The 6,542-nt window shown below is 71.9% G+C and carries 7 protein-coding genes; 6 read left to right on the forward strand and 1 reads right to left on the reverse strand.

Annotation, left to right across the window (positions count from 1 at the left end):
* Both K304_RS30250 and K304_RS0120365 read left to right on the forward strand, forming a co-directional pair.
* Positions 1-447: carboxyl transferase domain-containing protein (locus K304_RS30250; protein ID WP_037791315.1), on the forward strand; the 447-nt coding region annotated here is incomplete at its 5' end.
* Positions 448-509: 62 nt separating this feature from the next.
* Positions 510-734 (forward strand): acyl-CoA carboxylase epsilon subunit, encoded by a 225-nt coding sequence (locus K304_RS0120365; RefSeq protein WP_027765236.1) that lies wholly within the window; start codon positions 510-512, stop codon positions 732-734.
* 87 nt (positions 735-821) lie between these two features.
* On the opposite strand, the gene K304_RS33730 is transcribed toward K304_RS0120365, so the two are convergent.
* Positions 822-998 (reverse strand): hypothetical protein, encoded by a 177-nt coding sequence (locus K304_RS33730; protein ID WP_199779652.1) that lies wholly within the window; start codon positions 996-998, stop codon positions 822-824.
* A 548-nt stretch (positions 999-1,546) separates the two neighbouring features.
* Here K304_RS33730 and K304_RS0120375 point away from each other — a divergent pair.
* From K304_RS0120375 to K304_RS0120390, 4 genes are all read left to right on the forward strand, one after another.
* The gene (locus tag K304_RS0120375; protein WP_027765237.1) at positions 1,547-5,053 is read left to right on the forward strand and encodes a nitrate- and nitrite sensing domain-containing protein; all 3,507 of its coding nucleotides are present in this window, start codon (positions 1,547-1,549) and stop codon (positions 5,051-5,053) included.
* Positions 5,054-5,062: 9 nt separating this feature from the next.
* On the forward strand, positions 5,063-5,476 hold the full coding sequence (locus K304_RS0120380) for a roadblock/LC7 domain-containing protein (RefSeq protein WP_037791317.1): 414 nt from the start codon (positions 5,063-5,065) through the stop codon (positions 5,474-5,476).
* A 67-nt stretch (positions 5,477-5,543) separates the two neighbouring features.
* Complete coding sequence (locus K304_RS0120385; protein WP_027765239.1) at positions 5,544-5,957, forward strand: DUF742 domain-containing protein; 414 nt, start codon at positions 5,544-5,546, stop codon at positions 5,955-5,957.
* The coding region (locus K304_RS0120390) for a GTP-binding protein (protein WP_486591756.1) at positions 5,938-6,542 on the forward strand (605 nt) is incomplete at its 3' end. The genes K304_RS0120385 and K304_RS0120390, both read left to right, overlap by 20 nt.

Here is a 6,542-nt window from a genome sequence, read left to right on the forward strand (position 1 = left end):
GGAGTGGACCAGGAGCACGGCGGGATCATCCGGCACGGGGCGAAGCTGCTGTACGCCTACTGCAACGCGACGGTGCCGCGGATCTCGGTGGTGCTGCGCAAGGCGTACGGGGGTGCGTACATCGTGATGGATTCCCAGTCGATCGGGGCGGACCTGACGTTCGCATGGCCGACGAACGAGATCGCGGTGATGGGCGCGGAGGGTGCGGCGAACGTGATCTTCCGGCGGCAGATCGCGGCGGCGGACGACCCGGAGGCGATGCGGGCCCGGATGGTCAAGGAGTACAAGGCGGAGCTGATGCACCCGTACTACGCGGCCGAGCGGGGGCTGGTCGACGACGTGATCGACCCGGCGCAGACGCGGCAGGTGCTCGTCGACTCGCTGCGGATGCTGCGCAGCAAGCACGCGGACCTGCCCTCCCGCAAGCACGGCAACCCGCCCCAGTGACGGGCCCGTCCCGCACCGCGAAGCACACCCCGACCGACCGACGCAGAGAGACGGAGAACGAAGTGAGCACTGCAGGCACCCGACTGGTCCGCGTCGAGAAGGGCCACGCGAGCGACGAGGAACTCGCCGCCGTCACCGCCCTGCTGCTGGCGCGCGCGACCGCCGCCCCGCTCCAGGCCGCCGCCGGCCACAGCGCGGCCGCCGCCCGCGGTGCGGCGGGCAAGGCCGGCTGGCGCCGGCTGGAGCGCACGCCGGGCTTCCGGGCCCCGCACAGCTGGCGCCACTGATCCACCGGCCGTCCCGGGGGACGGCACGACGAAGCCCCGTACACCTCGGTGCACGGGGCTTCGTCATGTGCGGCGCGGCGCGGGTCGTCAGCTGCGCGGGTCGTCCATCAGCACGGTGCGGAGCGGATTCGCGGTCTGCAGGGGAAGCTTCGTCTCACCCGGTCCCTCGACCGACTGCGGTGCCAGCTCGTCCGCGCTGTCGAGGTGCGCGAGAGTGGTGCGGCGGGGGTTGGCTATGGTGCTGATGCGCATCGTCGTCTTCACGTGTCGTGTTCCCCAGCGAGTCGCTTGTCGTTTCGGTACGGCGTGTAAACGCCGAGCGTAGGCCCCCGATTCCCCAGCGCCATGTGATTCAGACAACCCCTGGCCTGTGAGTTTCCTCACTTACTCACCAACAAAACCGGCATATCGGTCAGGCTGCGGGGAGCGGCAAAAGGGGTGAACGTGAGGATCGTGACCAAGTGCGCCGCACTGCTCGCTACCGGGGCAGGGAGGTGAGCCGCCATGCTCGTACGGATACATCCGGCATATCGGGTGGACGCCTCTACGGGAGGTGATCGCATGTCTCCAGAGCGTCACGCATGTCACAGGGTCATCCACAGGCCTTGTTGCAGATCCGGCACTGTGCTGGAATTCCACGGACCGCCGCGGGATAACAGCCGGCGCGCAGGGGGCGCACAGGAGCGCCGCGCGGCGGTCGAACGGGACGCGCCGGTCACTCACGACCGCCCTGGGGGCCCGGGAAACCCCCCTATCGATACCGTCCCGCTGCGCTGAGCGGGGGGACGCCTGGTCCAGAGGTTGCGACGCTAGTGCAGGGACGTTTCAAGAGGGATGGCAGCGCTGCGGGAGACCCGGAGCTGCGCGGTGCGACCGACCGCGGCTCCTCGCCCCAGCGTGCCCGGGAGAGCAGCCCGACGGCGGCCGTCCAGGAATCCGAGACCACGGAGACGCTGTCCGGCGGCCGGTCCGCGGGCGACGGCGGCACCGTCGGCAGGAGCCGGGAGTCCGGCGGGCCGGGGTCCCGGCTGGCCCTGCGCAACTGGCGCATCAGCACGCGCCTGGTCTCACTGCTGGCCCTCCCGGTAGTCGCGGCCACCACCCTCGGCGCCCTCCGCATCGAGGACTCCCTCTCCAACGTCGATCAGCTCGACAACATGCGGCTCCTCACCGAGATGACGGAGCACGCCACCGAACTCGCCGCCGCCCTCCAGGAGGAGCGGGACAAGGCGGCCGGCCCGCTGGTCAGCACGGGCAACGAGAAGGACGACTCGGTCGTCTCGACCCGCGAGGCCACGGACCGGGCGCGCGCCGCCTTCCGCGAGGCCTCCGGTGACATCAACCCCGACGACCAGGTGCTCGCCGGCGTCCAGGCCACGGTGTACGACATCAGCCGTCAGCTCCAGGACCTCAAGAGCATCCGCGAGAACGCGTACGAGAACTCGAAGTACACCTCGCAGACCGTGGACCGGTACAGCCGGCTCATCGACTCGCTGCTGTCCCTCTCCCAGGACATGGCACAGGCGACCAGCAACCCGGACATGATCCAGAGCACCCGCGCGCTCGCCTCCTTCTCCTCCGCGAAGGAGTACGCCTCCATCCAGCGGGCCATCATCAGCGCCGGCCTGGCCCACAAGGGCGGGCCCGAGCTGTCCGAGAACGACCGTCTGTACGCCAAGAGCGCGATGGAGGCCGAAGCATCCAGCCTCGGCTCGTTCCGCGCCGTCTACGGACCGCAGGAGTCCGAGGACCTGCTGGAGCCGCTGGACGGCGGCATCGTCAACATCAGCGCCGCGAACACCTACCGCGACCGGGTCCTCAGCTCCGACGACGGCATCGCGCAGGAGGACCGCTCCTACCTCGACTGGTACGACCAGGACTCCACCAAGATCTACGAGATGGAGAAGATCGAGGAGTCCCTGCTCAACGACATGGAGCAGGAAGCCCGTACGCTCCGCTCCGAGTCGCAGCGCAACGCGATCATCAACGGTGCCCTCATCCTGCTCGTGCTGGGCATCTCGCTGGTGGGCGCCTTCGTCGTCGCCCGTTCGATGGTGCGGTCGCTGCGCCGTCTCCAGGACACCGCCCAGGACGTCGCCCGCAAGCGGCTCCCCGAGCTGGTCAAGCAGATGTCCGAGGCCGAGCCGCAGGACGTCGACACCTCGGTCGAGTCCGTGGGCGTGCACAGCCGGGACGAGATCGGCCGGGTGGCCGCGGCGTTCGACGACGTCCACCGCGAGGCCGTGCGGCTCGCCGGCGAGCAGGCCCTGCTGCGGGGCAACGTCAACGCGATGTTCACCAACCTCTCGCGTCGCAGCCAGGGCCTCATCCAGCGCCAGCTGTCGCTGATCTCCGAACTGGAGTCCCGCGAGGCGGACCCGGATCAGCTGTCCTCGCTGTTCAAGCTGGACCACCTGGCGACCCGCATGCGCCGCAACGGCGAGAACCTCCTCGTCCTCGCGGGCGAGGAGCCGGGACGCCGCTGGACCCGGCCCGTCCCGCTCGTCGACGTGCTCCGCGCCGCGGCCTCCGAGGTGGAGCAGTACGAGCGCATCGAACTCAACTCGGTGCCCTCCACCGAGGTCGCCGGCCGTGTGGTCAACGACCTGGTCCACCTGCTCGCCGAGCTGCTGGAGAACGCCACTTCGTTCTCCTCCCCGCAGACCAAGGTCAAGGTCACCGGTCACGCGCTGCCCGACGGCCGGGTGCTGGTCGAGATCCACGACACCGGCATCGGCCTGTCCCCGGAAGACCTCTCCGCGATCAACGAGCGGCTGGCGAACCCGCCGACCGTGGACGTCTCCGTCTCCCGCCGCATGGGTCTGTTCGTGGTCGGCCGCCTGTCCCTGCGGCACGGCATCCGGATCCAGCTGCGGCCCTCCGACTCCGGCGGCACCACCGCGCTGGTCATGCTTCCGGTCGACGTCGCCCAGGGTGGCCAGGCGCCCAAGGGCAAGCCGGGCGCCCGCGGCGGTGCCCCGAAGGGCGGCGGCGGCCTCGCCGCGGCGCTCCAGCGCCAGCCTCGCGGCGGCGTGGGCTCCCCGTCGGCCGGCCAGTCCCCGCTGGGTGCCGGCGCCTCCCGCGGGCAGGTCGGGGGAGGCGCGGCCCGTCCCGCACTGCCCGGCGGCGAGCCGGGCGGCAGTCCTTCCGGTCTGCCCAAGCGTCCCGTCGGTGGCGGTACGCCCGTCGGCGCGGGCTCCGGTGCCCCACAGGCGTCCGGCGGCGACTTCTTCGGCGGCGGCGCGCCGGGAGCCGGTGCGGGCGGCCCGCAGCGCCCCGGACTGCCGGTGCGCGGCGGCGGCCCCGCGGGCGAGCTGCCCGGCGGCGGTGCCCCGTCCGCCGCGGGTGCCGGCGGCTTCCCGAGGTCGCAGAGCGGCGGCCCGAGCCGCCCCGGTGGCCCTGGTGACACCGCCCAGTTCGAGCGTCCCGACTTCGACGGACCGCCCCCGGCGGGGCGTCCGGCGCCCGGCGGCGCGCTGGAGCCGCCCCGGCCGAGCTGGGCTGCGGCGGACGCTCCGCGCGGTCACGACGAGCCGGCCACCGGCGACTACCCCCGGGCCGTACACCCGCAGGGCGGGCCGCAGGACACCGGAGAGTTCGCCCTGCCCGCCGGGCCGTCCGCTTCCGGACCGGGCCAGGGTGGTCCCTCCTACGGCGGCCCGTCGTACGGGGCCCCGTCGTACGGAGGCCCGGGCCAGGGAGGCCCCGCAGAACTCGGTCAGGGCGGCCCGTCGTACGGCGGCCCGCCCCACGGGAACGACGACTTCGGCATCCCCGCGGGGCCGTCGGCCGGCGCCGACACCCGTACCCCGATTTTCGAGTCGATGGAATCGAGTTGGTTCCGCGGCTCCTCCGGGTCCCAGAACCGGAACGCCGGTACCCCGGCGTCCGCGAACGGTGACCCGCAGTCGCAGGCGCACACCCCGCGCCTCGGCCCCGCCTCCGCCGAGATGCCGCCGCGGCAGCCCGCGCGCGGCATGCCGAACGGCGAAGGCCCCGGCACCGGCGGCTCCCACGACACGGGAGCCAACTGGGGTGCCGCCCCGAACGACGAGCGCTGGCGTCAGGCGGAACAGCTGCGCCAGCCCGCCGCCGGGGGCGTCACCACGTCCGGCCTGCCGCGTCGCGTGCCCCGTGCCAACCTGGTGGCGGGGACCGCGCAGCAGCAGGACGGCACCGCCCGGTCCGGTCCCCAGGTCTCGCGTGCGCCCGATGACGTGCGCGGGCGGCTGACGAATCTCCGTCGTGGCATCCAGCAGGGCCGTCGGGCCGGTGCGGACGGCCGCGGCATCGGCCCCACCTACCAGCAGGAGCGTTAGTTGAGTCCGATGAGCCAGGCGGCGCAGAACCTGAACTGGTTGATCACCAACTTCGTGGACAACACCCCCGGGGTGTCCCACACGGTGGTGGTGTCCGCGGACGGCCTCCTCCTCGCGTTGTCCGAGGGCTTCCCCCGCGATCGTGCCGACCAGTTGGCGGCGGTCGCGTCGGGGCTGACCTCGCTGACCGCCGGGGCCTCCCGTATCTTCGAGGGCGGCAGCGTCAACCAGACGGTCGTGGAGATGGAGCGCGGCTTCCTCTTCATCATGTCCATCTCGGACGGCTCCTCGCTCGCCGTCCTCGCCCATCCCGATGCCGACATCGGCCTCGTCGGGTACGAGATGGCCCTCCTGGTGGACCGCGCGGGCACCGTCCTCACCCCGGACGTCCGCGCGGAACTGCAAGGCAGCATCCTCAACTGAGTGTCAGCTCCCCCCACATGAGCCCAACAGTCCGCATCGCCGACAGAATGCCTCGCCCGGAGGAGCCATGATCCCGCCGCACGCCTCGCCCGGCCCGTACGGTGCGCCGCAACACCACGCCTCCTACGGCGATGACGGCGACCAGCCGCTGGTGCGTCCGTACGCGATGACGGGCGGCCGTACGCGTCCGCGCTACCAGCTGGCGATCGAGGCGCTGGTGAGCACCAGTGCCGACCCCGCGCACCTCCAGGGCCTGCTCCCGGAGCACCAGCGCATCTGCCACCTGTGCCGTGAGGTCAAGTCGGTCGCGGAGGTCTCCGCGCTGCTGGCGATACCCCTGGGCGTGGCCCGGATTCTCGTCGCCGACCTCGCCGAGGCCGGGATGGTGGCCATCCACCAGCCCGGTGGCAATGCCGAGCCCGGCGGCGCCCCCGACGTGACCTTGCTGGAAAGGGTGCTCAGTGGACTTCGCAAGCTCTAGCCCGCAGGCGGGGCAGCCGGCGCACGGAGGCGGGGGCGGCGTCCCCGCCCCCCGGTCCACGACCTCGGCCAAGATCGTGGTGGCCGGCGGCTTCGGCGTGGGCAAGACCACCTTTGTCGGCGCGGTCTCGGAGATCAATCCGCTGCGTACCGAGGCCGTGATGACCTCCGCGTCGGCCGGCGTCGACGATCTGACCCACACCGCGGACAAGACCACGACCACGGTGGCGATGGACTTCGGCCGCATCACCCTGGACGACGATCTGATCCTGTACCTGTTCGGTACGCCGGGTCAGGACCGGTTCTGGTTCATGTGGGACGACCTGGTGCGCGGTGCGATCGGTGCCGTGGTGCTGGTGGACACCCGCCGGCTGGCGGACTGCTTCCCGGCCGTGGACTACTTCGAGAACAGCGGTCTGCCGTTCGTGATCGCGCTCAACGGCTTCGAGGGGCATCAGCCGTACACGCCGGAGGAGGTGCGGGAGGCGCTGCAGATCGGCCCGGACGCGCCGATCATCACCACCGACGCCCGGCACCGCGCCGACGCGAAGAGTGCGCTGATCACCCTGGTCGAGCACGCGCTGCT

This window comes from Streptomyces sp. CNS606 (assembly GCF_000426325.1).

Excerpts from the sequence above, each read along its gene's own strand:
- K304_RS0120385 (WP_027765239.1), top strand. The coding sequence starts at position 5,544 with ATGATCCCGCCGCACGCCTCGCCCGGCCCGTACGGTGCGCCGCAACAC.
- K304_RS0120380 (WP_037791317.1), top strand. The coding sequence starts at position 5,063 with ATGAGCCAGGCGGCGCAGAACCTGAACTGGTTGATCACCAACTTCGTG.